26 protein-coding genes and 4 pseudogenes are annotated in these 26,419 nt (G+C 58.4%); 26 read left to right on the top strand and 4 right to left on the bottom strand.

Annotated elements, in window-relative coordinates:
* Positions 1-27 precede the first annotated feature (27 nt).
* Positions 28-1,203, bottom strand: a pseudogene (locus tag JFT80_RS07500) (acetyl-CoA C-acyltransferase).
* Positions 1,200-3,323 carry a 3-hydroxyacyl-CoA dehydrogenase NAD-binding domain-containing protein gene (locus tag JFT80_RS07495; RefSeq protein ID WP_201147440.1) on the bottom strand — a complete coding sequence of 708 codons (2,124 nt, stop codon included), beginning with the start codon at positions 3,321-3,323 and terminating at the stop codon, positions 1,200-1,202. The pseudogene JFT80_RS07500 and the gene JFT80_RS07495 overlap by 4 nt, the downstream one beginning before the upstream one ends.
* Positions 3,324-3,576: 253 nt before the next feature.
* On the opposite strand from JFT80_RS07495, the gene JFT80_RS23960 reads away from it, so the two are divergent.
* The 10 genes and pseudogenes from JFT80_RS23960 (at position 3,577) to JFT80_RS07455 (ending at position 12,226) form a co-directional block, all read left to right on the top strand.
* Positions 3,577-4,221: an acyl-CoA dehydrogenase family protein gene (locus JFT80_RS23960; protein ID WP_242482837.1), complete on the top strand. Its 645-nt coding sequence runs from the start codon at positions 3,577-3,579 to the stop codon at positions 4,219-4,221.
* Positions 4,151-4,309 (top strand): annotated as a pseudogene (locus tag JFT80_RS25085) (acyl-CoA dehydrogenase family protein); the annotation flags it as partial. The gene JFT80_RS23960 and the pseudogene JFT80_RS25085, both read left to right, overlap by 71 nt.
* A 101-nt stretch (positions 4,310-4,410) precedes the next feature.
* Positions 4,411-5,466, top strand: coding sequence for an acyl-CoA dehydrogenase (locus JFT80_RS23950; protein ID WP_307833056.1), 1,056 nt, complete (start codon positions 4,411-4,413; stop codon positions 5,464-5,466).
* Positions 5,467-5,683: 217 nt separating this feature from the next.
* The gene (locus JFT80_RS07485; RefSeq protein WP_201147439.1) at positions 5,684-6,964 is read left to right on the top strand and encodes an acyl-CoA dehydrogenase family protein; all 1,281 of its coding nucleotides are present in this window, start codon (positions 5,684-5,686) and stop codon (positions 6,962-6,964) included.
* A 37-nt stretch (positions 6,965-7,001) separates the two neighbouring features.
* Positions 7,002-8,117: a trans-acting enoyl reductase family protein gene (locus JFT80_RS07480; protein ID WP_201147438.1), complete on the top strand. Its 1,116-nt coding sequence runs from the start codon at positions 7,002-7,004 to the stop codon at positions 8,115-8,117.
* A gap of 30 nt (positions 8,118-8,147) precedes the next feature.
* A complete protein-coding gene (locus JFT80_RS07475; protein ID WP_201147437.1) occupies positions 8,148-8,990 on the top strand; it encodes an enoyl-CoA hydratase/isomerase family protein in 843 nt (280 codons plus the stop codon).
* A gap of 38 nt (positions 8,991-9,028) precedes the next feature.
* Positions 9,029-10,585 (top strand): AMP-binding protein, encoded by a 1,557-nt coding sequence (locus JFT80_RS07470; RefSeq protein WP_201147436.1) that lies wholly within the window; start codon positions 9,029-9,031, stop codon positions 10,583-10,585.
* Between the two features lie 24 nt (positions 10,586-10,609).
* Positions 10,610-11,641, top strand: a complete 1,032-nt coding sequence (locus tag JFT80_RS07465; RefSeq protein ID WP_201147435.1) for an NADP-dependent oxidoreductase — start codon at positions 10,610-10,612, stop codon at positions 11,639-11,641.
* A gap of 73 nt (positions 11,642-11,714) precedes the next feature.
* Positions 11,715-11,903, top strand: coding sequence for an SDR family NAD(P)-dependent oxidoreductase (locus JFT80_RS24775; protein WP_201147434.1), 189 nt, complete (start codon positions 11,715-11,717; stop codon positions 11,901-11,903).
* A complete protein-coding gene (locus tag JFT80_RS07455; RefSeq protein ID WP_201147433.1) occupies positions 11,900-12,226 on the top strand; it encodes an SDR family NAD(P)-dependent oxidoreductase in 327 nt (108 codons plus the stop codon). The genes JFT80_RS24775 and JFT80_RS07455 overlap by 4 nt, the downstream gene beginning before the upstream one ends.
* A gap of 353 nt (positions 12,227-12,579) precedes the next feature.
* On the opposite strand, the gene JFT80_RS07450 is transcribed toward JFT80_RS07455, so the two are convergent.
* A complete protein-coding gene (locus tag JFT80_RS07450) occupies positions 12,580-13,083 on the bottom strand; it encodes a TetR/AcrR family transcriptional regulator (protein WP_242482835.1) in 504 nt (167 codons plus the stop codon).
* Between the two features lie 400 nt (positions 13,084-13,483).
* Here JFT80_RS07450 and JFT80_RS07445 point away from each other — a divergent pair, with 400 nt between their 5' ends.
* From JFT80_RS07445 to JFT80_RS07385, 16 genes and pseudogenes are all read left to right on the top strand, one after another.
* Positions 13,484-14,299 (top strand): alpha/beta fold hydrolase, encoded by an 816-nt coding sequence (locus tag JFT80_RS07445; protein ID WP_201147432.1) that lies wholly within the window; start codon positions 13,484-13,486, stop codon positions 14,297-14,299.
* 4 nt (positions 14,300-14,303) lie between these two features.
* Positions 14,304-14,600, top strand: a complete 297-nt coding sequence (locus JFT80_RS07440) for an extradiol ring-cleavage dioxygenase (RefSeq protein WP_201147431.1) — start codon at positions 14,304-14,306, stop codon at positions 14,598-14,600.
* A gap of 7 nt (positions 14,601-14,607) precedes the next feature.
* The gene (locus tag JFT80_RS07435; RefSeq protein ID WP_201147430.1) at positions 14,608-15,465 is read left to right on the top strand and encodes a protocatechuate 3,4-dioxygenase; all 858 of its coding nucleotides are present in this window, start codon (positions 14,608-14,610) and stop codon (positions 15,463-15,465) included.
* Positions 15,458-15,811 carry a non-heme iron oxygenase ferredoxin subunit gene (locus JFT80_RS07430; protein WP_201147429.1) on the top strand — a complete coding sequence of 118 codons (354 nt, stop codon included), beginning with the start codon at positions 15,458-15,460 and terminating at the stop codon, positions 15,809-15,811. The genes JFT80_RS07435 and JFT80_RS07430 overlap by 8 nt, the downstream gene beginning before the upstream one ends.
* Positions 15,812-15,847: 36 nt before the next feature.
* The gene (locus JFT80_RS25395) at positions 15,848-16,567 is read left to right on the top strand and encodes an aromatic ring-hydroxylating dioxygenase subunit alpha (protein WP_374091335.1); all 720 of its coding nucleotides are present in this window, start codon (positions 15,848-15,850) and stop codon (positions 16,565-16,567) included.
* The gene (locus JFT80_RS23940) at positions 16,498-16,860 is read left to right on the top strand and encodes a hypothetical protein (protein WP_374091334.1); all 363 of its coding nucleotides are present in this window, start codon (positions 16,498-16,500) and stop codon (positions 16,858-16,860) included. The genes JFT80_RS25395 and JFT80_RS23940 overlap by 70 nt, the downstream gene beginning before the upstream one ends.
* A complete protein-coding gene (locus tag JFT80_RS23935; protein WP_242482833.1) occupies positions 16,815-17,189 on the top strand; it encodes an SRPBCC family protein in 375 nt (124 codons plus the stop codon). The genes JFT80_RS23940 and JFT80_RS23935 overlap by 46 nt, the downstream gene beginning before the upstream one ends.
* Positions 17,189-17,730 (top strand): annotated as a pseudogene (locus tag JFT80_RS07420) (3-phenylpropionate/cinnamic acid dioxygenase subunit beta). Before JFT80_RS23935 ends, JFT80_RS07420 begins: the two are co-directional and overlap by 1 nt.
* A 19-nt stretch (positions 17,731-17,749) precedes the next feature.
* Complete coding sequence (gene hcaB, locus JFT80_RS07415; RefSeq protein ID WP_242482830.1) at positions 17,750-18,532, top strand: 3-(cis-5,6-dihydroxycyclohexa-1,3-dien-1-yl)propanoate dehydrogenase; 783 nt, start codon at positions 17,750-17,752, stop codon at positions 18,530-18,532.
* 53 nt (positions 18,533-18,585) lie between these two features.
* Positions 18,586-19,254 (top strand): nitronate monooxygenase family protein, encoded by a 669-nt coding sequence (locus tag JFT80_RS24770; protein ID WP_274610166.1) that lies wholly within the window; start codon positions 18,586-18,588, stop codon positions 19,252-19,254.
* A complete protein-coding gene (locus JFT80_RS24765) occupies positions 19,151-19,600 on the top strand; it encodes a nitronate monooxygenase (RefSeq protein WP_274610168.1) in 450 nt (149 codons plus the stop codon). The genes JFT80_RS24770 and JFT80_RS24765 overlap by 104 nt, the downstream gene beginning before the upstream one ends.
* A complete protein-coding gene (locus tag JFT80_RS07405) occupies positions 19,597-20,385 on the top strand; it encodes a 2-keto-4-pentenoate hydratase (protein WP_201147428.1) in 789 nt (262 codons plus the stop codon). The genes JFT80_RS24765 and JFT80_RS07405 overlap by 4 nt, the downstream gene beginning before the upstream one ends.
* A gap of 228 nt (positions 20,386-20,613) precedes the next feature.
* Positions 20,614-22,347: a feruloyl-CoA synthase gene (locus tag JFT80_RS07400; RefSeq protein ID WP_242482829.1), complete on the top strand. Its 1,734-nt coding sequence runs from the start codon at positions 20,614-20,616 to the stop codon at positions 22,345-22,347.
* Positions 22,337-23,281, top strand: a complete 945-nt coding sequence (locus tag JFT80_RS07395; RefSeq protein WP_201147427.1) for an acetaldehyde dehydrogenase (acetylating) — start codon at positions 22,337-22,339, stop codon at positions 23,279-23,281. The genes JFT80_RS07400 and JFT80_RS07395 overlap by 11 nt, the downstream gene beginning before the upstream one ends.
* Positions 23,282-23,291: 10 nt before the next feature.
* Positions 23,292-24,326 (top strand): 4-hydroxy-2-oxovalerate aldolase, encoded by a 1,035-nt coding sequence (dmpG, locus tag JFT80_RS07390; protein ID WP_201147426.1) that lies wholly within the window; start codon positions 23,292-23,294, stop codon positions 24,324-24,326.
* A 12-nt stretch (positions 24,327-24,338) separates the two neighbouring features.
* On the top strand, positions 24,339-25,340 hold the full coding sequence (locus JFT80_RS07385; protein WP_201147425.1) for a CDP-6-deoxy-delta-3,4-glucoseen reductase: 1,002 nt from the start codon (positions 24,339-24,341) through the stop codon (positions 25,338-25,340).
* Between the two features lie 191 nt (positions 25,341-25,531).
* Here JFT80_RS07385 and JFT80_RS07380 read toward each other — a convergent pair.
* Positions 25,532-26,419 (bottom strand): annotated as a pseudogene (locus JFT80_RS07380) (site-specific integrase); the annotation flags it as partial.

The following is a 26,419-nucleotide window of genomic DNA, read 5'->3' as shown; positions in this document are numbered from 1 at the left end:
CCCGGCATAGGCCGGGCCAATGGTGGGTTACAACACCTCGAACAAACCGGCCGCGCCCATCCCCCGCCAATGCACATGGTCACCACAACGTAACGGACATTGCGACGCTTGCCTTCCAGCAAGGCATGGCCTACGAGACGCGAGCCTGTCATGCCGTAGGGGTGCCCCACCGCAATTGCACCGCCGCTCACATTGAGGCGGTCATCAGGAGATGCCCAGCTTGTCGCGGCAATACAGGACCTGCACTGCAAACGCTTCGTTCAGTTCCCAGAGACCAATATCGCTGACTTTAAGTCCGGCCTTTTTTAGCAGTTTTGGCACTGCGTACACGGGGCCGATCCCCATTTCGTCGGGCTCACATCCGGCGACCTGAAACCCCAGGAAACGGCCGAGCGGTTGCAGCCCCTGGCGTTCAGCGAGCGTCGCATTCATCACTACGCACGCCGACGCGCCGTCGGACAATTGACTGGCATTTCCGGCGCTCACCGTTCCATTGGCTTGAACAGAGCGGATCTTCGCCAGGCCTTCGAGCGTGGTGTCGCCGCGAATGCCTTCGTCCCGGCTTACCGTGACCGTTTGGGTGACGACCTGGCCATCGGGCTGGAAGGTTGCCATCCGTGTTTCAAACGGAGCGATTTCAGCCTCGAAGCGTCCTTCAGCCTGAGCTTGCGCAGCTCGCAATTGGCTTCGTACGCCGTAGGCATCCTGCTGTTCCCGGCTGATTTTGTAGCGACGAGCCACGACTTCGGCAGTGTCGAGCATGCCCCAATAAAGTTCCGGCTGATGCTGCTCAAGCCATGGTTCCTTCATGTTGAAGGGTGTTCATGTGGGTTTGCACTTGGGTGATGGACTCCACGCCTCCGGCCACATACACATCGCCTTCGCCGGCGATCACGCGTTGCGCGGCCAGCGCGATCGCCTGCAAGCCTGTCGAGCAGAACCTGTTGATCGTCAAGCCACTGGTGCTCACCGGGCAACCAGCCCGCAAGGCGACTTGACGGGCGAGATTGTTCCCCCGGGTCCTTCGAGGAAGGAACTGCCAAATATAACGTCTTCAACCTGATCCGGCGCAATGCCGGCCCGCTCGATAGCCTGACGCACGACATGGGCGCCAAAAGTCACCGGGTGTGTGAGGTTTAATCCACCACGAAAGGATTTGGTCAACGCGGTACGCGCGGTGGAGACAATGATCGCGTCGTTCATGGAGTTTCCTTCAGATTGAATTGGGCGAGTGATTGGCCACTTTCAGCCAGGCGCACCAGCAGGGGAGCAGGGCGCCAGAAGTGTTCGGCGTGCTGATAAACAGGCCCGACAGAGAAACGCGACAGTGCAGCAATCACGTCTGCCAGGCCTCGTTGTTCGGCGTAAAGCATTGGACCGCCACGCCACCGTGGGAAGCCGTAGCCGGCGGTGTACACCACATCAATATCGGAGGCACGCTGGGCGATGCCCTCTTCCAGAAGTTTGAAACCTTCATTGACAAGCGCCAGCACGAGGCGGTCGACGATTTCTTCATCACTGATGTGCCGGCGCTGCAGACCCAGTTGGGCGGAGTGCGCAACCACCGTGCTTTGCACTTCAGGGCTTGGTGAAGGCTTACGTGCACCGGGGGGATAGTCATACCAGCCGCGACCGGCTTTTTGACCATAACGGCCCATGGCAGTGATCAGGTCGCTGACGCCGGAATAGACCCGCGAAGCGTCTCGCTCGATACGCGCGGCCCGAATTTTTGCGCCAACGTCGTTGCCGGCCATGTCGGACATCCGGAACGGCCCCATCGCCATGCCCCATTGCTCCATCGCAAGGTCAACCTGGTGCGGCAAGGCGCCCTCGTCGAGAAGTAAACCGGCTTGCATGAGGTAGGCTTCGATCATTCGGTTGCCGATGAACCCCTCGCAAACGCCAGCCACTACGGCGGTTTTGCCTATTTTTTTGGCGAGTGCCAACGCACTGACCAACACGTCGGGTGCCGTTTTGGCTCCGCGTACAACTTCCAGCAACTTCATCACGGGAGCGGGGCTGAAAAAGTGCAGGCCTATCACATCCTGAGGGCGACGGGTGAAGGCTGCAATGAGATCCAGGTCCAGCATCGAGGTGTTGGAGGCCAGGATTGCGCCCGGTTTGGCGACGGCATCCAAGCGTTCAAAGACCTCACGTTTGACCTCCAGGTCTTCAAACACGGCCTCGATCACCAGGTCTGCCTCGGCTATCCCGGCGTAGTCCGTCGCGCCGCTAATGAGCGCGATACGGGCAGCGGCCGTGTCACTGGAAAGTTTTCCCCGTTGCACAGACTGTTCGTAATACTCGCGAATGGTCTTGAATGCTCGGTCCAGCGCAGCCTGCTCCCGTTCGATCAGCAGGACCGCAAGCCTGGCATTAGCGAGCGTTATGGCGATGCCGCTGCCCATGGTGCCGCCGCCGATAACAGCGGCTCGTTTTATTTCTCGCGCAGACGTGCCATCCGGCAAATCGAGCACGTTGGCAGCCGCTCTTTCTGCCAGGAAAGCGTGACGCAAGCCGGCAAACTGCGAGCTGGTTGCCAAGCCACGGAATCGCTCCGACTCGACAGCCATACCTTCTGCGAAAGGCAGGCATACGGCCGCCTCGATACAGTCAAGGCAGGCCTGTGCGGCAGTCGGTCCGCCTGCCGGCGTCTTCAAGGTGCTGCGGGCGAACGCTATGAAAGCCTGGGCGTTATCCATGTGGCAGGCCAGCGCGCTGGTGCGTCGAAGAGTGTGATTTTCAGCCACGTCAGCAGCCAGCGATCGAGCCAGCGTAATGGCTTCCTCCAGCACACTGCCTTCAGTTACCCGATCGAACAGCCCGCTGTCGGCCAGTGCAGCGGCACTGCTGACAGTGCCCTTGAGGATCAGGTTGAGCGCCGTTTCAACGCCCACCAGGCGCGGCAGTCTTTGAGTCCCCCCAGCCCCTGGCAGCAGGCCCAGGTTGACTTCCGGCAGACCCACCTGGGTGCTCGCATGGGCGACCCGAGCGTGACACGCCAACGCCAGTTCCAGACCGCCGCCTAAAGCCATGCCATGGATGGCGGCAACCACCGGTTTTGGACTGGCTTCAAGCCGTGCAAACAGCGCGGGCGCCTGAGGTTCTTCAGCACCCGCGGGCAAGTTGAACTCGGTGATGTCGCCGCCACCGCTGAAGCAGCGGCCAGCGCCGGTGATCACAATCGCGACCACGTTGCTGTCACTGCCAGTGGCGCGTAGAGCATCGTCCAGGTGCCGGCGCAATGGCAGGCCTTGAGTGTTCAGCGGTGGGCGATCCAGGGTGATGATGGCAACGCCATCGTTGACTTCGTACAGGCTCATGTTGGGTCCTTTTGGACTGGGGGCATCGGGTAACAAGGCCCGGCTCGTGTCACGCAATCCAGTGAACGGGTTTGCCGTGCGGCCAGTTATCCCTGCATTTTTTCGGGGTGCCGAGCGAGTCCTCAGCGCAATAGCCGTTCCAAGCCTCGCACTTTAAGGCGCTCCTCGGCAGTTTCCCCCCTCTGCGGGGGTGGGGCGAGCTATGCCTGCGCACTTGTTACAACCGCACATTCCCCACTCCTCGTGGGTGGCCTTGATCGTAAATATCAATGGCACATTGCAGGCGTCGACGGCGTGTCACTCAAGTGATTGCGCGTACCCAAATTTCGAGGAAGATTTTGTGAGTTCATACAGCGCCCCTTTGGAAGATATTCACTTCGTACTAAACGAGCTCTCTGATATAGGTCATGTCGCGGGGCTACCAAGTGCGGAGGCGCTTGCCCAGCCGGACCTGACCGGCGCGATTCTCGAGCAGGCGGCACGATTTGCAGAACAAGTGCTGTTGCCTGTAGATGCGATCGGTGATCGTCATGGTGCCCGCTGGAGTCTCGAAGGCGTCACCACCGCTCCCGGGTTCCTGGGGGCTTATCAACAGTTCACCGCAGCGGGCTGGAACAACATCGAGATAGCGACCGAACTCGGTGGGCAGGGATTGCCAACGTTGTTGTGCGCCGCTATCGAGGAAGTCTTCACCTCGGCCAACAAGTCATTCTGTTTTTGCCCCGGGCTCACCGCGTTTGCCGTGAAGGCCTTGGCCGCCAGTGCAGACGAAGCTGTGCGCTCGCGCTTTTTGCCAAAACTGGTGAGCGGTGAAGTGGGCCGCAACCATGAACCTGACAGAACCACAGGCGGGTTCGGATGTGGGGGCATTGCGCACTCGTGCGGTCGAAATGGCTGATGGCACGTATCGCATTTCAGGGCAGAAAATTTTCATCAGCTACGGTGATCACGACCTCACCGAAAATATTGTGCACCTGGTTTTGGCGCGCTTGCCTGGCGCCCCTGAAGGGTCCAAAGGCGTATCACTGTTCGTGGTGCCCAAGTTTCTGCCTACCGAAAGTGGCTCCGGTGGGGGGAGCGTAATGATGTGGTTTGCGCCGGCATCGAACACAAGATCGGAAACCACGGCAGCCCGACCTGCACCATGGTGTATGGCGGTTCAAGTGAAGGTGCGGTGGGGTGGCTGGTCGGGGAGCAGAACAAAGGCCTGCAGGCCATGTTCGTGATGGTCAATGCCGCACGCTTCAACGTGGGTACCGAGTCGCTTGCGATGAGCGAGCGCGCTTACCAGTTGGCATTGGGTTATGCACGCGAGCGCGTGCAAGGTTCGTTACCCGGGCAGCGCGGCGAATCCGTACCGATCATTCGCCATCCCGATGTGCGTCGCATGCTGTTGCTCATGCGTTCCCAGACTGAAGCCATCCGGGCATTGGCGTACCTCATTTCCGGGGCTCGTGACTTGGCGGGAGGCCACCCGGACTCCAAGGTAAGACGCGAGCGGCAAGCCTTTGTCGATCTGATGATCCCCGTCTTCAAGGCCTGGTCTTCCGAAACGGCCAACGAGATCACCTCGATGGCCATTCAGGTGTACGGCGGCATGGGGTACGTGTTGGAAAGCGGTGCATCACAGCCTATGCGTGATGTGCGCATTTGCGCCATTTATGAGGGCACCACCGCCATCCAGGCGCATGACTTCATTGAGCGAAAATTGGTACGCGACAGTGGCGCGGCATTGCATGCCTGGCTGGCGGATGTCGACGCTACATTGGGGCGTCTGGCTTCGCAGCAAAAACATGAGCTGCTGGACATCGAGTGCAATTTGCGTAAAGGCGTCGAGTTGCTTCGGGAGGCAACCGATTGGGCAAGGTTGAACTACTCCCGCCGACCGTTGGTGGTTCTGGGCGGTGGCGTTGCGTTGATTCAATTGTGCGGCATCGTCGCCGGTGGATGGCAAATGGCAAGGGCGGCCCTTGCAGCCATCAAGCGTCTTGAAGCCGGTGCGGATCAGCAAGAATTCTTGCGGCGCAAGCTGCTCAGCGTGCGCATCTACGGCGCTCATGTTTTACCGCAGGTATCGGGCTTGGCGGTGGTGGCGATGCGTGGTGGTGATTCGGTGATGGCGATGGATGATGCCGCCTTCTGATCCCGTACGCTCGTGACGCTTGATCAGTGCCTGGCTCAGCGCGCCTCTCGCTTGGAAATAGAGGGGCTACCACTCTTTCATGGGGGTGAGTGACCGGCGATGTTTGTACCTTGGGCGCTATGTCTGGTGCGGGTTTGGGCTGTTGATCCCGAGTGCGGTTCAGGCCGTTGTTGCTTCAAAGATGGCGCGTCAAAACTAATAAAAACAGGAGACAAACATGAGTACACCTCATGAAGTGCCGTTACCGGTTGTGGGAATTTCGGGTTTCGATGCAGGCCTGAGCGAGGACGAACTGGCCGTGCAACAGGCGGTACATCGCTTTGCTCAGGATGTCATGCGTCCCATCGGGCGCGAACTTGACCGCATGCCGTCCGAAGAGGCTTTTTTACCGGGTTCGCCTTTTTGGCAGTTCCATAAACAGATTCAGGCGTTGGGGCTGGGCCCTGAAGCCATGGCCGGGCTCCCGCCAGACCAGGCTGCTCGAATGGAGGGGTTGGTCTTTCAGGAATTGGCTTGGGGTGACGCCGGGCTTGCGACCTCGTTCGGTGCCGGCGCCATGCCGATGCTCATGGCGCAAGCGAGCGGCCAGCAGGAGCTGATTGATCTGTGCGAGGGGCGACTTGGCTGCTGGGCGGCTACCCAACCTGACCGCGGTTCCGACGGGTTGATCCTCTACAAGCCGGAACGCTATCCGGGATCGAAGGGCAATAAAGGCAACTTGCAAGCGACCTTTGTCGGCGATGAAATCATCATCAATGGTCAAACTTCTGCCTGGGTTTCCAATGGTGCTGTGGCGCAGGTTGCCTTGCTCGACATCGTGGCTGACTACGGCACTGGCTTCTTCGATGCGCAAGGCAGCACCTATGGCTGCAACATCATCGTGCCGCTGGATTTGAAAGGCATTTCACGCGGCAAACCGCTGGAGAAACTCGGAAAGCGGGCGTTGCCTCAGGGCGAGACCTACTTCGACAGCGTGCGCGTGCCACGACGATTTGCCATCGCAACCCAGGACGACTACGACATCAAGCACGCCTATGCCTGGGCGCATGCTGGCACTGCAATGAGCCACTTGGCTGCCGGTTTGTCACGGGCGGCATTCGAGTTGGCACTGGCGTACGTGCATGAACGCAAACAGGGCGGGGCCATGCTGGCCGAGCATCAGCTCACGCAATATCGCCTGGGTGGAATCGGCATGAAGGTTGAGGCTATCAAGGCAATGGCGCGCCATGTCGCTCACTTCACCAAGTGTGCCCCTCGTCCCCATCCTTACTTCACCGCCTCGGGCAAGGCTTTTTGCAATAGCGAAATGATGACGGTGGTGCGCGAGTCGTTGCAGCTCTTTGGCGGGATGGGGCTGACTCGCGAACTGCCTATCGAAAAGCTCCTTCGCGATGCACAAGCGATGCAAATCGAAGACGGCGAAAACAACATCCTTCAGGCCCACTACGGCTACCTGTTGAGCCAACTTCACCTGCAAGAAGGCTTCGGCCGCCACTAAAGCCGAACCATTCAATAACTGATACGAGGAGACTTCCTTGAGCAAAGATTATCCAGTCGTCGTGTACGGCGCGAGCGGTTATACCGGGCGCCTTATCGCCGAACACTTGCGTGACCTTGGTGTTCCTTTCATTGCCGCCGGCCGAAGCCGCGAGCGCATTGTCGAAGCATTCAAGCAAGTGCCGGGCATGGAGAATGCCCGCTATGAAATCGTTGAGGTGGAACATACTGTCGACGCACTGACCAAGTTGCTCACTGGCCGCAAGGTCATCTGCAACACGGTCGGGCCATTTAAACGGTTCAACCTCGAGGTGGTAGAGGCCTGCCTGCGTGCAGGTGTGCACTACCTCGATACCACCGGCGAACAAGCCGCGATTCGGCAAATTGATGAAGCCTTCGGCAAGGACTTCGCCAAGGCCGGTCTGGTCATGGTGCCCTCGCTGGCGATGCAATACGCCGTCAGCGAGATTGCCGCGCAGTTCTGCCTGGAAGTACCAGGTGTCGATTCGCTGGAAATGCATGAAGTGTGCGAGGCAGTGCCTACCGTAGGTTCGGCCAACACCATTCTCGACTCGGCCTGCCAACCGTTCCATTACCTGAAAGACAATGAACTCGTTCCTTACAAGAAGATTGAAGTCAGCCAGATTTCAACGCCTGGGGGGCAGGTGCTGACCGCGACCAGTTGGGGGGGCAGCACCAACCCGCTCTGGTTTGCCAAAGACGGTCGCGTGCGCAACTGCAAGATGGATGTCGCCATGTGGAACCAGGCGCTGTACCAGAAGCAGCTGGACTTGGAGCGGTTGTATTTCACCACGCTGCAATGGATTCCAGAACATCAACTCCAGCCGATTCTCGACAACATCGCCCGAGGTATCACTGCCACGATGCCGCCGCGTGAGTCCAGAGGCGTTCATCGATCGATCGACTGGTGCATGGCGACAGGCAACAACGTTGCTGTCAAAGCCAGCATCTTCAGCACCGGTGGTTATCTGCAAACTGGCCTCCTACAAGCTTACGGGGCCCGCCGACTGATTTCTGAGACACCTCGCGTTTCGGGATTCTGCTCGCCGTCTCGGGTGTTCGGACATCACGAACTGCTCGGAACGCTAAAAAGCTTTGGTTATGCCGCGCTGCAATTCGAGCGAATGGTTTAAACCCTCCCTGCACATTGAAGGATTTCTCTCATGAGTTTTTCGACGTTTTCTCTGCAGCAGGACGGTGAAGTCCTGCGCCTGACCTTTTCGGCTCCTCCGATTAACTTGATGACCGCGAAGATGGTCGAGGAATTGTTCCAAGTGGCGGGTCGCCTGCAAGTCGACCCAAGCGTGAAGATTGTAGTGATCGATAGCGCAGATCCGGATTTCTTCATTGCCCACTTTGATATCGGTGACATCGTGGCCATTGCCGAAGATCCGAGCATGGCCAGCAAGACGCCTGATCTCAATGCGTTTCAGTCCCTCACGCTGACCTGGCAGATGTTGCCGCAAGTCACCATCGGTAAGGTCAATGGCCGTGTCCGCGGCGGCGGCCTGGAGTTTCTGCTGTGCTTGAACATGCGTTTCGCCAGCAGCGAATCGTTGTTCTGTTTCCCGGAAGCCAGTGGCGGCTTTGTTCCGGCAGGTGGCGGGGCGACTCGCTCGGCACTGGCGCTGGGCCCGGCTAGAGCGTTGGAGTTGCTGCTGACCTCGCGTGACTTCAGCGGTGTTGAGGCCGAGCGCTACGGTTTGATCAACCGGGCATTGCCGCAAGGTGAGCTGGACGGTTACGTGGAAGACTTGGTACGCCGAGTGGCCAAGCGCTCACACGCGGTAATCGCGATGAATCGTGAAGTGGTGCGTAGGGCCTTTGAACCCTTTGTCGAGCCGCTGTTTGCTGGTCTGGCTGCAGAAAACGATGGCCTGCGTACGGGCATGGAAAGCGCGGAAATGCAGGCTGGCATGGCTGCATTGATGAGAGATGGCCAAGTCCGCGAGTTCGAGCTGGACCTGCCGGGTTCAATCGACGCCTTGCTGCCGTTCGCCAAGTAATCCCGAATCCATAACACCCATAACAACAGGAGGCTGCAATGGCCATCATCGACTTCTTCGACCGCGGTCGGTCGTTGAACCCGCAGGGGACTGCTTTCGTCATGGACGGGCAGCGTTGGGCATACGAGGAGTCTTACGGCATTACTTGCCAGGTGGCTCAGGCGCTGGTGGCGGATGGCGCCCGTAAAGGCAGTCACGGTGCTGTGCTGGCCGGGAACCATCCCCTGGCCTGGATGTGCGTACTAGGCCTGTGGCGTGCCGGCCTTGCGTGGGTACCTTTGAATCCGCGCAGTTCGGCTGACGAAAGCATCCAGTTGGTCAAGGGCTTCGATGTTGAAGTGCTGTTTTTTCAGAAGGCCTATGCCCCGGTCGTAGAGGTGCTGCGTTCAGCCTGTCCCGGTTTGAGAAAACTGGTCTGCATCGACGGCCATGTCGAGGGTTGCCTGTCACTCCCCGACTGGCTGGCGGTGCAAGGCCAAAGTGTTCCTTGCGTCGAATCCGAGCCTGACGATGTGGTTGCGATCATGCCTACCGGCGGCACTACGGGTCTGCCCAAGGGCGTGATGCAGACGCATCGAAACCTCGGGCTTTCAGTGCTCAACGGCATCATCAACACGACCTACGCCCCGGGCGAACGCATCGTGAACCTGGCTGCCGCGCCGATGACTCATACTGCCGGCTTTCTGTCGTTGTCTGCCAGTGCGCGGGGCGGGACAGTGGTCGTGCTGACCAAGCCTGATCCAATGTCTTTGCTGGATGCCATCGAAGAACATCGGGTCACCGAGTTATTCCTGCCCCCCACCGTGATCTATCGCTTGCTGGAAACGCCGGGTATCGAGCAACGGGACTTCTCATCGCTGCGTTACCTGATGTATGGCGCTGCGCCCATGTCGCTGGAGAAACTCAAGCATGCATTGGCGGTTTTCGGTCCTGTGATGATGCAGGGTTACGGCCAGACCGAGGCGCCGGGTTCGATTGCTTTCCTGCGCCCCCAGGACCATTTCTTGGACGGTCGCATCGCACCGGACAGCCGTCTCTCAGCCTGTGGTTTGCCGTCAGTTACCAATGCATTGGCGGTCATGAGTGACGACGGGCGTCAACTGCCTCAAGGCGAAAGTGGCGAGATCTGCGTGCGTGGTGACATCGTCATGAAGGGTTATTACAAGGAGCCGCAGAAAACCGTAGAAGCCGTGGTGGATGGGTGGCTGCACACCGGCGATGTAGGGCATCTGGACGTCGAGGGGTTCCTGCATATTACCGATCGCAAGCGTGACTTGATCATATCTGGCGGGTTTAACGTCTATCCCGGCGAGGTAGAGCAGGTTCTATGGTCCCACCCGGCCGTATTGGACTGTGCGGTGATCGGTGTGCCCGACGCAGACTGGGGTGAGTCGGTCAAAGGCGTCGTCGAGCTCAAGCCAGGTTTCAGCATAGATGCGCAAGAACTGATTGATCTGTGCAAGAACAAACTGGGTTCAGTGAAGGCGCCGAAGACAATCGATTTCCTTTCGCCATTACCACGTAGCGCAGTCGGAAAAGTATTGAAGAAAGAGCTGCGTGAAAAATACTGGGGCGACCAAGCGCGTCGCATCTGATTCAAATGAAGAGAAAACAAGAAGATGACCAGTCCTGTGAATCGTCAATGGTTACTAGCCCGTCGCCCGGTAGGCGCCGTTGTGCCTGAAGACTTCCGTTATTGCGAGGGGCCGTTGCCTCAGCCGGCGGAGGATGAGGTGTTGGTGCGTTCGCTGTATTTTGGGTTCGATGCCAGCCAGCGCATCTGGCTGACTGATCATGGCGGCTACCTGCCGCCTGTTCAAATTGGCGAACCTGTGCGCACCATGGGCATTGGCCAAGTGGTGGATTCGCGCCACCCGGGTTACGCAGTGGGAGACCTGGTTGAAGGCTTCCTGACTTGGCAGGACTACAGCATTGCCCGGGCCGACGGCCCAATGCCTTTACGCGTGCTGCCCCCGTCTGAAGATATGCCGCTCACCTGGCATCTGGGCGTTTTCGGTGTGGGCGGCTTGACCGCTTACTTCGGTGTGACCGACGTTCTCAAGGTTGGGCCTGGTGATACTGTCGTGGTTTCGGCTGCCACCGGGGCGACGGGTTCTCTGGTGGCAGGGATCTGCAAGGCGGCCGGTGCCGATCGGGTCATCGGCATCGCCGGTGGTGCAGAAAAGTGCCGCTGGATCGTGGAGCACGCCGGTTACGACGAGGCCATCGATTACCAGAACGAGGACATCGGCGCACGTCTTGCCGAACTTTGCCCTGAAGGCGTGAATGCCTACTTTGACAACGTCGGTGGCGACATGCTCGACACCCTGTTGCTGAACATGGCGCCACGCGGGCGGGTGCTCATCTGCGGCGCCATGTCATCCGGCTACACCGGTGTTCAGTTGCAAGGGCCGCGCAACTACATGTTTATTTGCGTGAAAATGCTCAAGGTAGAAGGGATCCTGCTGACGTTTTATCGTGATCGGCTGGAAGAGGGCGCCCGGCAGATGGCGCAGTGGATGGCTGAAGGCAAGTTGAATGTGGTCGAGAACATCGTGGAAGGCTTCGAGCATGCACCGTCGCTGCTGCCCACTCTGTTTACCGGTAAACAACCTGGCAAGCTGGTTCTGAAAGTGGCTGACCCGGTTTGATGCTGTTGAGTGGGGGCTACTCACCCCCACAGACTCACGACTTCAATACCTACAACAACAGGAAAGTCGGCAGATGACTCAAAATAAAACACAGCGCCCGGCCATCATGGTGACTGGCGTATCGACCGGTATTGGTCTTGCGATTGCCGAGGATCTTATGGAAGCCGGTTACCGGGTGTTCGGTAGCGTACGTCGACCGGAGGACGCTGCGGGATTGTCAGCAACCTATGGAGAGCTTTTTTTCCCCTGGTTTTCGATGTGACCGACACCGCGGCATTGGCAGCAGCCGCGCAAACGGTCGCGCAACACTTGCAAGGGCTGCAGCTGGCTGCGCTGGTCAACAATGCAGGCATCAGTCTCAGCGGGCCACTGGCGCTTCAGCCCATTGAAGAGTTTCGCAAGACATTTGAAGTGAATGTCTTTGGCGTGCTCGAGGTGACTCGGGCGTTCTTACCGTTGTTGGCCGTGCGGTCGCCGCGAAGTGGCAGGGCTGGACGTATTGTCAACATCGGATCGGTGGCCGGGGCAATGACCACGCCGTTCATGGCCGCCTATTCGGCTTCAAGCATGCGCTGGAAGCATTGAGCTAAGGTTTGCGACGTGAGCTGATGCCTTGCGGTATCGAGGTCTCGACAATTGAGCCCAGCTTCATTCGTTCAAGCATCTTCGAGAAAGCCGCCGCAACCAGCCAGACACACCGCTACACGGGCACGCGTTATGAGGCATCGTGGTTGCAGTTCAATCGCGCGCTATTGCAACAGGAGAGCGGGGCGGCGCTACCGAGCAAGGTGACCCGCGCTGTACGGCATGCGATAGAGTCGCGCGTACCTCGTACGCGCTATCCCCTGGATCGGATTTGGTACATCAGTCAGTGGTTACCGGATCGGGTCTTCGATCGGTTCATCTTCAAGGCCCTGGGACTCAACAAGTTGATGAGCTCAGACACTTGAAGGCGCGCCGGTTTTAAGTGGCGGCGCGTGGTGGACATCCGTATTCAAAAGGATGTTTGCCATGCGGGCGCTGCGATCCTGGCGGCTGTTCGATGTGCCTTCGGTAGACAGAAGTGACAGCCCCAACTGGTAGGAGTAGATAAGGAATGCTCGATCCCGCGCTTCTGTCTCCCCCATCTGCATTTGCATCAGCAAACCCTCGATATAACTCAGGCGGTGCTTGTCGACCTCGTCAATGGCCTGCCGTGCCTGGCGATCCGCGCGTGCCCAGGCGCGAATTCCCAGTTCCACTGCCGCCGCTTCCTGGGCGGCATGCCCGTGATAGGGCAGTTCCAGAAGCCGGATGAGCTGTTGCTCGGCAGAGGTCTGCGCATTGCGCAGGTGCAAAATCACATCCTCTGTAGCCCGCGCCCGCCAATTGCTGAGTATCCCCTGCAGCAGCTCGTCGCGATTGCTGAAGTGGTGATAAAAGCTGCCGCGCGTAATGCTCATGGCCTTCGCCAGCGTATCGACACGTACAGCGTCGACCCCGCTTTGCTCAACAGTTGCTGGGCCGTTTGAATCCAGTCCTCACGGGTCAAATTGGGACGCGATGCCATACCAGAAAACCTTAACCCACATGGGGTGCGACAAGTGTGCGCCGCGAACGGCTATGGGTCGGATTCTAACGGGATCCTTGCGTTGTTGCAGCACTGCGCCCGTCTATGAGTCCAGACGGACCATAGCATACATATGTGTATCCTATAATTAATAGAAGATTCTCAGTAAAAATAGGATCTTCATGATCTTATAAAGATAAAAACATACATAACTGTATTGACTGTGTCCGCAACCATCGTTATTGTTGACATACAAGCCTGTATGTTCGCAAAAAATAAAAACCGGAGGTCGTATGGAAGGTCTGGGCAAGACGCTGCTCGCTGCAGGACACACCACCAATTACCACGAGTCAGGCGCGGGCAAGCCCTTGTTCCTGCTGCATGGGTCGGGCCCAGGCGTTTCCGGCTGGAGTAATTGGGCGAAAAGCATGGCGTCTTTCGATGACGCCTGGCGGGTGATCGTTCCGGATATCGCGGGGTTCGGTTTCACCCCTTATCAGGAAGGCCTGAAGTACGACATCAAACTGTGGGTCAACCACGTCGTCGGCATCATGGATGCGCTGGATATTGCCAAAGCATCGTTTGTCGGTAACTCCTTCGGCGGCGCCGTGGCCATCGGCCTCGCTATCTTCGCGCCGGAGCGAGTGGACCGCCTGGTGCTCCTGGGTACCCCGGCCGGGGAATTCGTCCAGACCCCGGGTCTGCGCGGTGCCTACACCTACGAGCCTTCTCTCGAGAACATGCGCGCCTTGATGGCGTTGTTTCCCTACAACCCCGAATTGATCACTGAACAGCTGGTTCAAAGTCGCTATGTCGCCAGTGCCCGCCCAGGCGCCCAGGATGGCTTGCGCAAACTGTTGCCTGCGCCTGCCGCAGAGGGCGAGACCGTGGTCAAGGGTTTTCCGGCAGCGGCCCTGGCAAAAATCAAGGCGCCAACACTGGTGGTCCACGGCCGCGAAGATCGGGTGGTGCCACCCGAGTGCGGCCTGCTGATCGCCAACAGCGTACCGGATGCGGACCTGCACCTTTTTGGTCGCTGCGGTCATTGGGTTCAGAGCGAGCAGCCAGCGCGCTTTGTCTCATTGGTTCGTCACTTTTTGAGCGAGTAAGGCCATGAGTCGTAACGTATTGGAAAGGGTGCTTTGGCAGCTGTCCGTTGATCGTTCGGCGAAGGAACGCTTTCGCGCTGACGGCTCTCGATTTCTTGCGCGGTTCGCGTTGAGCGATGAGCACAAACAAATGGTGCTGGAGTTCGATGTCGCGGGTCTGCAGCGCGCCGGGGTCAACCCGATGCTCACGATGGGCTTTTGGCAAGAGTTGGCGCCCGATCGAGACATGGCGATTTACAAGCGTCGCCTAGGCGCTACCGAAGAACATATCGCAGCGTTCAGCGCTGCGCTGAAGGGTTGACTGAGCCATGGGCAAAATCGTTGGCGGTTTCTGGATGCCGCATGATCCAGTGATGTTTGTGGCGCCTGAGGCACCTGCCGAGGCGGTGAGAAACAAGATCTGGGGCGCTTTCGATATCTGTGCGCAGCGCTTGGCGGAGCTTGAGCCTACCAGCGTGATCATCGTCGGCTGCGACCATTTCATTCTGTTCGGCCCGCAATGTTTGCCCAAGTACGTTATTGGTACCGGTGACATCGATGGTCCGGTTGAAAGTTTGCCTGGGCTGAGTCGTGGGCCCATCAGCAATCATCAGGCATTGGCCGAGCACATCGTCAATGACGGCGAGGCGAAAGCGATTGACTGGACGGTGGCGCGCAGTTTCACCGTCGATCACTCATTCTCCATTCCCCAGCAGATGGTAGTGCAGCCGGCGGAAAAGATTCTGGGACACACGTTGCCTTGCATTCCTGTTTACCTGGCGTGCGGTGTCGACCCCTATATCTCGCTGTCGAGAGCGGCGGACCTGGGGCGCCAGATTCAACAAGCCGTCGCCTCTTTCGATGAGCATGAGCGGGTTGTGATCATCGGCAGTGGCGGCATCAGTCACTGGGTGGGTACTGCACAGATGGGGCAGGTGGCCGAAGATTTCGACCGCGAAATTCTTGATCTGGGCGTGCGCGGTGATCTCGCCGGACTGACCGCCTACCGCGATGAGGAAATCCTTGAGCGCGCCGGTAATGGCGCCATGGAAATCCGTAACTTTGCCTGCGCCATGGCCGCGGTTCCCGAGGCTTATGGCGAAGTGATTGCTTACGAACCGGTACCAGAATGGGTGACCGGTCTGGGCTTTGTGCAACTGCATTCGAGGGGCTCCCGCGATGAGTAACGTTCTCCTCTGCCAGCGCGATGAGTTGGCACCGGGCTGCAAAAAGAAAGTGCAGAACGAGCAGGTCGGCGATATCTGCGTTTACAACCTGGACGGCACGTTCTATGCCACGGCAGACACGTGCACCCATGCCACGGCATCCCTGGCGGATGGCGACATCGAAGACGACTTGATCACGTGTCCGGTGCATTGGGGCCAGTTCGATATTCGCACCGGCCAGGCCGTGACCTTTCCCTGCGAGCGCCATCTGCGCACCTATCGAGTCATTGTCACTGATGGTGGAGTGTTCGCCGACGTCGAGAGTCAGTCGGTAGAAGCCGAAGCTGCCGCAGACAGTCCTGTCTGATTCGCGGCTCCCCAATAATAAAAATGTGAGGGTCTTATGACCGACATCATCAAACTCAGGGAAATCGAAGCCACTGAACCGCTTCGCAACCTGGATCGAATCTGCGACATGGAAAGCGGGCGTATGTCCGGCAAGGTGTTCTGGGACAAGGACATCTACGAGCAGGAGCTTGAAAAGGTTTTTGCGCGGTGCTGGCTTTTTGTGGCGCATGAATCGCAACTGCCCAAACCGGGTGACTACCTCACCACCACGATGGGTGAGGATGAGGTGCTGGTCGTTCGGCAGAAAGACCAATCGGTCAAGGTCATGCTCAATGCCTGTCCGCACCGCGGTAACAAGGTCTGCTTCGCAGAAGCGGGCAATGCCCGGGGCTTTATCTGCAATTACCACGGTTGGTCATTTGGCGCCGACGGCGGCCGCTTGATGGGCATGCATGAATCCAAATGCTATGAAGAAAGCGGGTTCGACAAGTCCGAGCACGGCCTGCGCCAGGCTCGGGTAGCTACTTATAAAGGTCTGGTTTTGCCACCTTTGGCGCGGATGCGCCAAGCCTTGAAGAATACCTGGGACCCATGGCGTGGTACCTGGATGTACTGCTGGACATGGACGAAGGTGGCACTGAATTCGCCGGCGGCTGCATCCGGTCGACCATCGAGTGTAACTGGAAGATCGCCGCTGAAAACTTTGTGGGCGATATCCTGCACGGCGGCTGGACCCACGACTCAGCCGCGAAGGCAATGTTGGGTGGCCCGGTGATGAATGTCGGCGAGTTGCCTGAGTCCTACTCGGTCAACTGGAACGGTCACGGCTATGAATTTGCCACCGATGTCGTGGGCAATGCCGCAACCCTCGGCGAACGCGACATCAACAAATACATTCACACCATTCGACCCAAGGTTGCCGAACGTCTGGGTGAGTTCCGTTCAAAGCTGATCGGCGCTGTCTCTTCGTTCACCGTCTTTCCCAACTTCTCCTTCCTGCCCGGCCAGAACACTGTCCGCGTATGGCACCCCGTGGCCCGGACAAAATCGAGCTGTATACCTGGGTAATCGTCAACAAGAGTGCCCCGCAAGAAATCAAGGACAAGTGGCGCAAAGGCGCAATGATGACGTTTTCGCCGACTGGCGTATTCGAGATGGACGATGGCGAAAACTGGGAATATTGCACCAAGACCAGTCGCGGCATGGTGACGCGCTATCAGGACCTGTACGTCGGGCTGGGCATGAATACACGGATCGATGATGGCGTGCTCCCAGGCAACGTTTTCAAAGGGCAGCTCAACGAATGTAACGCTCGCGCGTTCTACCAACGCTGGAAAGATCTGCTGCAAGCACCGACCTGGGCCGATGTGCCAGACCGCAACGGCACGATGCGCTGATGGAGCCTGTGACCATGGAAATCACAACCGAAAAACCGGTGAGTGTCGACGATGCTCGCCAAGTGAAAGCGTTTCTGCTGCGTGAAGCACGCCTGCTGGATCACGAGTGTTGGGACGACTGGCTGATGACAATGTCCGAGCAAATCCATTATTGGATGCCGGGCATCGAGAACCGTCGCCGTGAAGATAAATCCGGTCCTTACACCGCAGAGCACATGGCTTTTTTCGACGACTCCTTGCGTGATTTGCAACGCCGGGTTGCCCGTTTCAAGCAACCCTCGGCATGGGCTGAAAACCCGCCAACGCGCAATGTGCACGTCGTCAGCAACATCGAAGTGTTCTCGGGCAGCCAGCCGGGGAGTTCACTGCCTATTCCTGCTTCATGAACGTGCGTAGCCGCGGTCTGAGCGAGTCGGCACAGATAGTCGGTCGACGCGAAGACGTGCTGCGTCTGGAGGGGGATGGCTTGAAACTCCTCAAGCGCAAAATCCTTATCCCCAACGCGATGTTGCTGTGCAAGAACATCAACACCTTTCTTTAGGAGACGCACATGGGTTGGCTTGAAGGTCAGGTGGCTCTGGTCACCGGCGGTACGAGGCGGTATCGGCAGCGCCATCGTGCGTCGCTACGTCGAGGAGGGGGCCAGGGTCGCTGTCATGGCCCGGGATGAAACTCAACTGGCCGCACTGCGTGATTCGCTTGGTGACAGCATCATTACCGTGCGTGGCGATGTCTCCAGCGCGGCCGACAACCAGGCCGCCGTTGCCGCGACACTGGATGCCTTCGGCAAGCTTGACACCTTTGTGGGAAACGCAGCGGTTTTCGACTATTTCACCCGCCTTGATCGGATCGCCCCGGAAGATTTCGCCGCAGCCTTTCAAAAGCTATTTTCGATCAATGTCCAAGGCTATCTGTTGGGCGCGCGCTGCTGCACCGAAGCGCTGCGTGAAAGCCGTGGCAGCATGATTTTTACGCTATCCAACAGTTCGTTCTATGCCGGTGGCGGCGGGATTCTGTATGTCACCGCCAAGCATGCGTTGGTCGGAATGATTCGCCAACTGGCCTATGAGCTGGCGCCGGATATCCGGGTCAATGGCGTGGCGCCCGGCGCGACCAACACCGCGATGAAAAGCCTCGACGGGTTGAACAAACGCAGCATACCGCTCAACCAGATTCCCGGTTTCGAGAAGTCAGCGGCTGACGCGGTGCCGCTCAAGTCCATCGCCGAACCCGAAGACCATACAGGTCACTATGTGCTGCTGGCGTCGCGACGCAGTGCCAGCCAGACCACAGCAAACATCATTCACAGTGACGGCGGGTGGGAGGTACGTACCCAAGGCTGACAGCACCCTCGGCGACAACAGAACTTCGATAACCATAATAATGAGGCTGGCCAATGAGCCTGAAAACCATAACGTCCGAACGTGCACCGCCGAATGCGTTGAATACGTTATTCAGCGACCTTCGACTGCCGGTTATTGCAGCCCCGATGTTCCTCGTGTCCGGACCGGAGTTGCTGAAAGCATGCTGTCGTGCCGGAGTGATCGGCAGTCTTCCGGCGCCGAACGCACGGACGGTCGAAGTCCTCGACACGTGGCTTGCGCAGTTGCATGCAGATTTTGCCGCCGCTCGCCTCGAAGGCATCGAAGTGGCGCCCTGGTTGTTCAACATGATCGTGCACAGCACCTACGATCGATTCGACGCCGAGCTCGAATTGGTACGGCGCTATCAACCACCGCTGGTCTCGACCGCATTGGGCAGCCCCAAACGCGTCATCGACGCAGTGCACAGTTATGGTGGCCAGGTCATTTCCGATGTCATCACTCCGGCCATGGCGCGCAAGGCGGTGGAGGCGGGTGTCGACGGCCTGATCCTCGTGTGTAACGGGGCGGGGGGACACACAGGTCATTACAACCCGTTTGCCTTTGTGGCCGAAGTTCGCGAGTTTTTGGAACGGCCCTCTGGGCATTGCCGGCGCTATCTCCAGTGGTCGCGACATTCATGCGGTGCAAGTGATGGGGGCGGACTTTGCCGTCGTGGGGACGCGGTTTATTGCAGCCACTGAAAGCCTGGTCAGCGACGAGTACAGGGTCATGCTGACCGAGTGCTCAATGGATGACCTGGTGCCCACCAAAGCGGTCAGCGGAGTATTGGCCAACTGGATGAAGCCTTCTTTGATTAAGGCACAAATTGATCCGGAAACAGTATCGGCAGCCGCGATCGATTTTTCCGGAAATATCGCCAGCGCCAACAAGGCCTGGAAAGACGTCTGGTCTGCCGGGCACGGCGTCGGCCAGATCAAGCATTTGGTCAGTACCACGCAGTTGATCAATGAACTGGAACAGGACTATCACGCCAGTCTGCAGCGTTCTCTCGCTCATCCCTCGCTCACCAGGAGTCACCGCTCATGACGCAAGTTCAGCAACGCCTGATCGACGCCGCCGCTGCGCTTCAGGCCTCAAGAGACAGCGCTTCAGCCATTGGACGTATTTCGGATCGCTTCGATGTTCATACCCTCGAAGACGCCTATGCGGTGCAAGAGTTAAACACCGAACGGGCGTTAAAAAATGGCCGCCGGTTGTCCGGACGCAAGGTGGGCCTGACGTCGTTGGCCGTTCAACAGCAGTTGGGTGTCGATCAGCCGGATTTCGGCATGTTGTTTGCCGACATGGAAGTGCTCGACGGCGGCCTGATTGACTGCAGCCGGCTGATCCAGCCCAAGGCCGAGGGCGAAATTGCATTTGTGCTCAAGCGAGATCTTCTGGCGGCAGACACCACCCTTGCGGAGTTGCTCAGTGCCATCGACTACGTGTTGCCGGCGTTGGAAATCGTCGATTCGGCCATCGAGAATTGGAAAATCACCCTGGTCGACACCGTCGCCGACAATGCCTCGAGTGCCCGCTACGTATTGGGCAAAAACCCGGTGCAATTGTCTGATCTGGACTTGAGCCTCGAGGGGATGACCTTGGCGAAAAACGGTGAACAGGCGTCGATGGGTGTTGGCGCTGCCTGCCTGGGCAACCCGTTGGACGCGTGCTTGTGGCTGGCGCGAACCATGGCCAAGGCGGGTCGACCGCTGCTCGCTGGCGATGTGCTTTTATCCGGCGCCCTAGGGCCAATGGTCTCGGTAGAGAAGGGTGATCGGCTGCATTTGCGCCTGACTCGCCTGGGCGAGGTCAGCTGCCGCTTCGTCTGATAACACCGTCACGCCGTATTCGCCTTGTGCAATTGCTAATACCTCAAGCAACAAAAAAACAATGAAGCGTTAATACAAACGCTCAGGAGGTTGTAACAGTGACTGACCTATTCAAAGGCCGGCTTTTGGCGCCTGCGCGCGTGGAGTATGAACCCGGGGAGGACGGCGGTTTTGTGCTCCGCTGCCCGGAACCCCTGCAACCCTACGCTCGCTGCGTGGGCGAGTGGCTTGAGCATTGGGCGAGCGCGCGCTGATCTGACCTTCCTCGCCGAGCGTCGGGAGGGGCAATGGTATCGACTGAGTTATGGCCAGGCGCGGCAACAGGTCGGTGCGTTGGCGCAGGGCCTGCTGGATATGCGGCTCGCCAAGGATGCACCGTTGGTGGTGCTGTCCGAGAATGACATCGACCACGCGCTGTTGGTGTTGGCGGCCATGCATATTGGTGTGCCGGTGGCGACCATTTCCGTAGCCTACGCACAGTCAGCGGGCGACTGTGCCAAGCTGCAATCGATTCTGCGTGCGCTGGGCCCGGCGGTGATTTTTGCCAACGACGCAGCGCGTTACGGCCATGCATTGGCCGCGATCCAAGCGGATTGTCCTGTCATTGTTGCCTGCAATCATCACGCGGTCCTGGGCGCGATTCCTCTGAGCGATTTGTATGAGTGTGTTGAAACCCCAGCGGTGATGGCCGCTTTTGCAACCGTGGTTCCCGACACAACCGCACGTTACTCGCTGACTTCCGGTTCCACCGGGGTACCCAAGGTTGTTGTCACCACTCAGCGGATGCTGTGCGCCAATCAACAATCGATTGCCCAGTGTTGGAAATTTGTCGAACAGCGGGCAATGGTCGTGCTGGACTGGCTGCCCTGGAGCCATGTGTTTGGCGCCAACCACAACTTCAACCTGGTTTTACGCAATGGCGGCACCCTCTACATCGACGATGGTCGCCCGTTGCCCGGTTCGATCGAGCGGACGCTGGAAAATATTCGTTCGGTCAGGCCCACGCTGTTTTTCAATGTGCCAAAGGGCTACGAAGTCATGCTGCCGTTTCTGGAGACTGATGACGCGTTGGCTCGTAGCTTTTTCGAGCGACTGGAGATGGTGTTCTTCGCGGGTGCGGCATTGCCCGCCAGTCTTTGGCAGCGCCTGAAAGCGGTCGCGGCTCGGGTGAGCATCAAACCGTTATTGTTTTCCAGCGCCTGGGGAGCAACCGAAACGTCTCCGGTGCTGACCATGGTGCATTACCTGACTCAAGCCAGCGGCAACATCGGCCTTCCGGTGCCCGGTGTTGAAATCAAATTCGTGGCCAGTGGCGACAAGCTGGAAATGCGTGTTCGAGGCGAGGCCGTGTTCAACGCTTACCGCCATAGCCCTGAACTGACCGCTAGCGCATTTGACGACGAAGGTTATTACCGCATCGGTGATGCGGGTGAACTGGTTGACCCTCAAGCTCCGGAAAAAGGCATCCAGTTCAACGGCCGGATTACTGAAGACTTCAAGCTCACCAGCGGCACCTGGGTCTCGGTGGGGGCTTTGCGCGTACGGTTGCTCAGCGCTTTGTCGCCCTATGTTCAAGACTGCGTCATCACCGGGCATGACCGCGACGAGTTGGGGGCGCTCCTGTTCGCCTCGCCGGCACTTCGCGAGTTGGCGGGTGAGGGCGGCCACTGCATGACGGCTGATGAGTTATCGGCCTGCGACGCCGTGAGGCAGGCGCTGTTAGCTGCCATCGTGCGCCTCGCTAAAGAAACTCCCGCGACCTCCAAACATGTTACGCGGCTGGTCATTCTCGACACCCCGCCCAACCTCGAAGCCGGTGAAGTTACCGACAAGGGGTACATCAATCAACGTCAATCACTGAACCTTCGTGCCGATCAGGTCGCGCGTTTGCACGCCGAAAACCTTGATCCGGCGGTGATTCAACTGGCCCAGGCCACAGGAGCATTTTCCTATGCCATCTGAACGTAAATACAAGGTCGCGATCATCGGCTCCGGCAACATCGGTACCGATCTGATGATCAAGATCCTGCGCAATGCCAAGCATCTGCAGATGTCGGTAATGGTCGGTATCGACGCCACTTCGGACGGTCTCGCTCGCGCCGAGCGCATGGGGGTGGCGATCACTCATGAAGGTGTCGAGGGGCTGACACGCATGCCTGAATTCGCCGACATCGACTTCGTGTTCGATGCCACGTCGGCCGGCGCGCACGTGAAAAATGACGCGTTCCTGCGCACGATCAAACCTGGCATCCGCCTGATCGATCTGACGCCCGCAGCCATTGGTCCGTACTGCGTTCCGGTGGTCAACCTCGAGCAAAACCTCGATCAGCTCAACGTCAACATGGTCACGTGCGGTGGTCAGGCGACCATCCCGATGGTGGCGGCGGTGTCGCGAGTGGCGAAGGTGCATTACGCCGAAATCGTCGCCTCGATTGCCAGTAAATCTGCTGGCCCCGGCACACGTGCCAACATCGACGAATTCACCGAAACCACCTCCAAAGCCATCGAAGTCATCGGCGGCGCCGGCAAGGGCAAGGCGATCATCGTGATGAACCCGGCCGAGCCGCCACTGATGATGCGCGACACGGTGTTTGTGTTGTCTGAAACGGTTGATCAGTCGCTGGTCGAAGCCTCGATTGTCGAGATGGCTGCCTCCGTTCAGGCCTACGTGCCGGGCTATCGCCTGAAGCAAAAAGTGCAATTCGATGTGATTCCTGAAGACGCTCCGCTGAACATTCCTGGCCTGGGTAAATTCTCCGGGCTCAAAACCTCGGTGTTCCTCGAAGTCGAAGGCGCCGCCCATTACCTGCCGGCCTACGCCGGTAATCTCGACATCATGACCTCCGCTGCCTTGGCCACCGCCGAGCGCATGGCGCAGTCGATGCTGAACGCCTGAGGAAACCGACATGACTTCTTTTAATTCCGGCAAAAAACTCTACATCTCCGACGTGACCCTGCGCGACGGCAGCCACGCGATTCGTCACCAGTATTCGATCCAGAATGTGCAGGACATTGCCCGCGCACTGGACAAGGCCAAAGTCGACTCGATCGAGGTTGCCCACGGTGACGGCCTGCAAGGTTCGAGCTTCAACTACGGCTTCGCCGCGCACACCGATCTGGAGTGGATCGAAGCCGCGGCCGACGTGATCCAACACGCCAAGATCACCACACTGTTGCTGCCTGGTATCGGCACGGTGCATGACCTGAAAGCGGCCTACAACGCCGGTGCCCGAGTGGTGCGCATCGCCACCCACTGCACCGAAGCGGACGTGTCGAAACAGCACATCGAATACGCCCGCGAACTGGGCATGGACACCGTCGGTTTCCTGATGATGAGCCACATGATCCCGGCCGAACAATTAGCCGCACAAGCCAAGCTGATGGAGAGCTACGGCGCGACGTGCGTGTACATGGCCGACTCCGGTGGCGCAATGAACATGCAGGACATCCGCGACCGCTTCCGCGCATTCAAGGCTGTGCTCAAGCCGGAAACTGAAACCGGCATGCACGCTCACCACAACCTGTCGCTCGGCGTGGCCAACTCGATCACTGCCGTCGAGGAAGGCTGCGACCGCATCGACGCCAGCCTCGCCGGCATGGGCGCGGGTGCCGGTAACGCGCCGCTGGAAGTGTTCATTGCCGCCGCCGAGCGCTTGGGCTGGAACCACGGCACTGACCTGTACACGCTGATGGATGCAGCTGATGACATCGTTCGGCCCTTGCAGGACCGGCCGGTGCGCGTTGACCGTGAAACCCTGGCGCTGGGGTATGCCGGCGTCTATTCGAGCTTCCTGCGCCACGCCGAAATCGCGGCAGCCAAGTACGGCCTCAAGACCCTCGACATCCTCGTCGAACTGGGCAAACGCCGGATGGTCGGCGGCCAGGAAGACATGATCGTCGACGTGGCCCTGGATCTGTTGGCCGCGGGTAAAGGTCACTGAGGAATCGCGATCATGAGCTTTCTAGTATCTATTGAACCATCGGGACATACCTTCGAATCTGATCCTTCGCAATCGATTCTTGACGGTGCTCTCGCTGAAGGCCTGATGCTCAAGCACAGTTGCCGCTCAGGCACTTGTGGCAGTTGTAAGGGGCAGGTGCTCAGCGGCGAGGTCGATCATGCTGACAGTCCTTTAGAGGTGCTGTCACTTGCCGAAAGGGAAGGGGGGCTAGCTCTGTTCTGTTGCGCTCGGCCGCGCTCTGCCCTGGTCATTGATGCGCCAGAGGTGACCGAGCATAAAGGTATCTCTGTGCAGCAAATCGCTGGACGCGTGGCAAGTGTCGAGAAGGTCAGTGACGATGTTGCGATTTTGCGCTTGATGCTACCTCCTGAGCACAGTTTCCGTTACCTGCCTGGACAGTATGTGCAAGTGATGCTCAAGAATGGCCAGCGTCGCAGCTATTCCATGGCCACGAGTGTGTTGCGCGACAACCAGTTGGAATGGCACGTCAGACACATGCCCAATGGCACCTTCAGTGGGCATGTTTTCAATGCGCTCAAACCACGCGACCTGTTGCGGCTCGAGGGGCCTTTCGGAGGGTTTTTCCTGCGTGAAAGCGATAGGCCCATGGTGTTTCTGGCCAGTGGAACCGGTTTTGCGCCGATTCAGGCCTTGCTTGAACAACTCGTTGATCAAGGTAACCGTCGGCCGGTCTACCTGTATTGGGGTGGGCGGAGGCGCTCGGACCTTTATCGACATGCAGAGTTACTGGAAATGGAGCGCACGCTGAGCTGGTTGCGCTATACGCCGGTGCTCTCCGAGCCTGGCCCTTCGTGTGATTGGCAAGGTAGTGTGGGGTTTGTACATAAAACGGTCATGAAAGATTTTTCCAGCTTGCGCGAGTTCGAGGTGTACGCCTGCGGAGCTCCCATCGTCGTGGACTCGGCACGCACCGACTACACGCTTGAACGAGAGCTTGATCCAGGCTGCTTTTTTGCAGATGCTTTTGTCTGACTCGGATGCTGCGCTGCGATATTTCGGAGTACCCGTACTTGATCTTAGGCAGAAGTATCGAGAACGGTGTGTAGACGGAATGAATGCTCTTGGCTGCCGATTCAAACGGTCATGACCGTCCAGAATTGATACGCAGTAAGTACGAAGCGATACATACGAAATCACGAGGAGTTCGGAGTGCAGAATCTGATCTACGGAGTTGGCAGGGTTCCAGTGGCGACATAGGTTGGGAAAGACATCATCGACTCGGTCGGCGTGTGCTCATAGGCTGAGGACAGCACGGCACTGAGTCGATCGCCCAACAGGTTCCAGGCTTTTTTCTTCTCTTCGGCATAATCGTGATGCAGGTAGTGGCGCCTCACCCGGGAGCCGGCCAGCACATGATTTTGGCAGCGATCGATGACGTCCAGGCTGACACCCAATGCCTGCATCATGGTCGCGCCGGTGCGGCGTAGGTCATGCGGTGTCCAGTCACCGTTCTGGCCGTTGGCAAGGACCAGCGTGTCGTCATGACGCCGTCTGGAGAGGGCCTTGCGGTTTTTGAACCGCGCCTGGCGATCGCCGACCTGTTTACTCACCACTTTTACGTCCACATGCCCATCATCCAGCTTGCTCGGAAAGCACCATTGGGAATGTCCCGTCAGGGTTTTCAGTTCCTGAAAGAAATGCAGGGCGAAGGGGAGAGGAAGACATGGTGGTCCTGTTTCTTGCCGCGAGTGCCTTTGACGTTTTCACTGGGGAGGAACCACGTCTGCTGGTCCAGGTCGACATTTTTCCATTCGGCCTGCAGCAACTCGCCAATGCGGCACAAAGTACCCAAGCTGATCCAGAGCGCGAGCTGGGTCTCCTTTTTAACGGCCGAATGCCCTCGTATTTTTGCCCGGCGGGGAGGGCATTGTAATCGGCCGTCATTTGCTGGAAGCGGTTGTGCAGTTCTAACAGCTCCGCCGGCGAAAGGATCCGACTTCTTTCTGCCTCGTAGTCGGCAGGGATCAGTGGGGTGATGTCGACCAGTTCTGTTGGATCGCTCTCGACTAATAGGGCACGCCAGGGCTGGCGTTTTCTGGCCCAGCCGAACA

Source organism: Pseudomonas sp. TH10, assembly GCF_016651255.1.
Classification (GTDB): Bacteria; Pseudomonadota; Gammaproteobacteria; order Pseudomonadales; family Pseudomonadaceae; genus Aquipseudomonas.
This window is presented reverse-complemented; position numbering and strand designations above follow the sequence as displayed.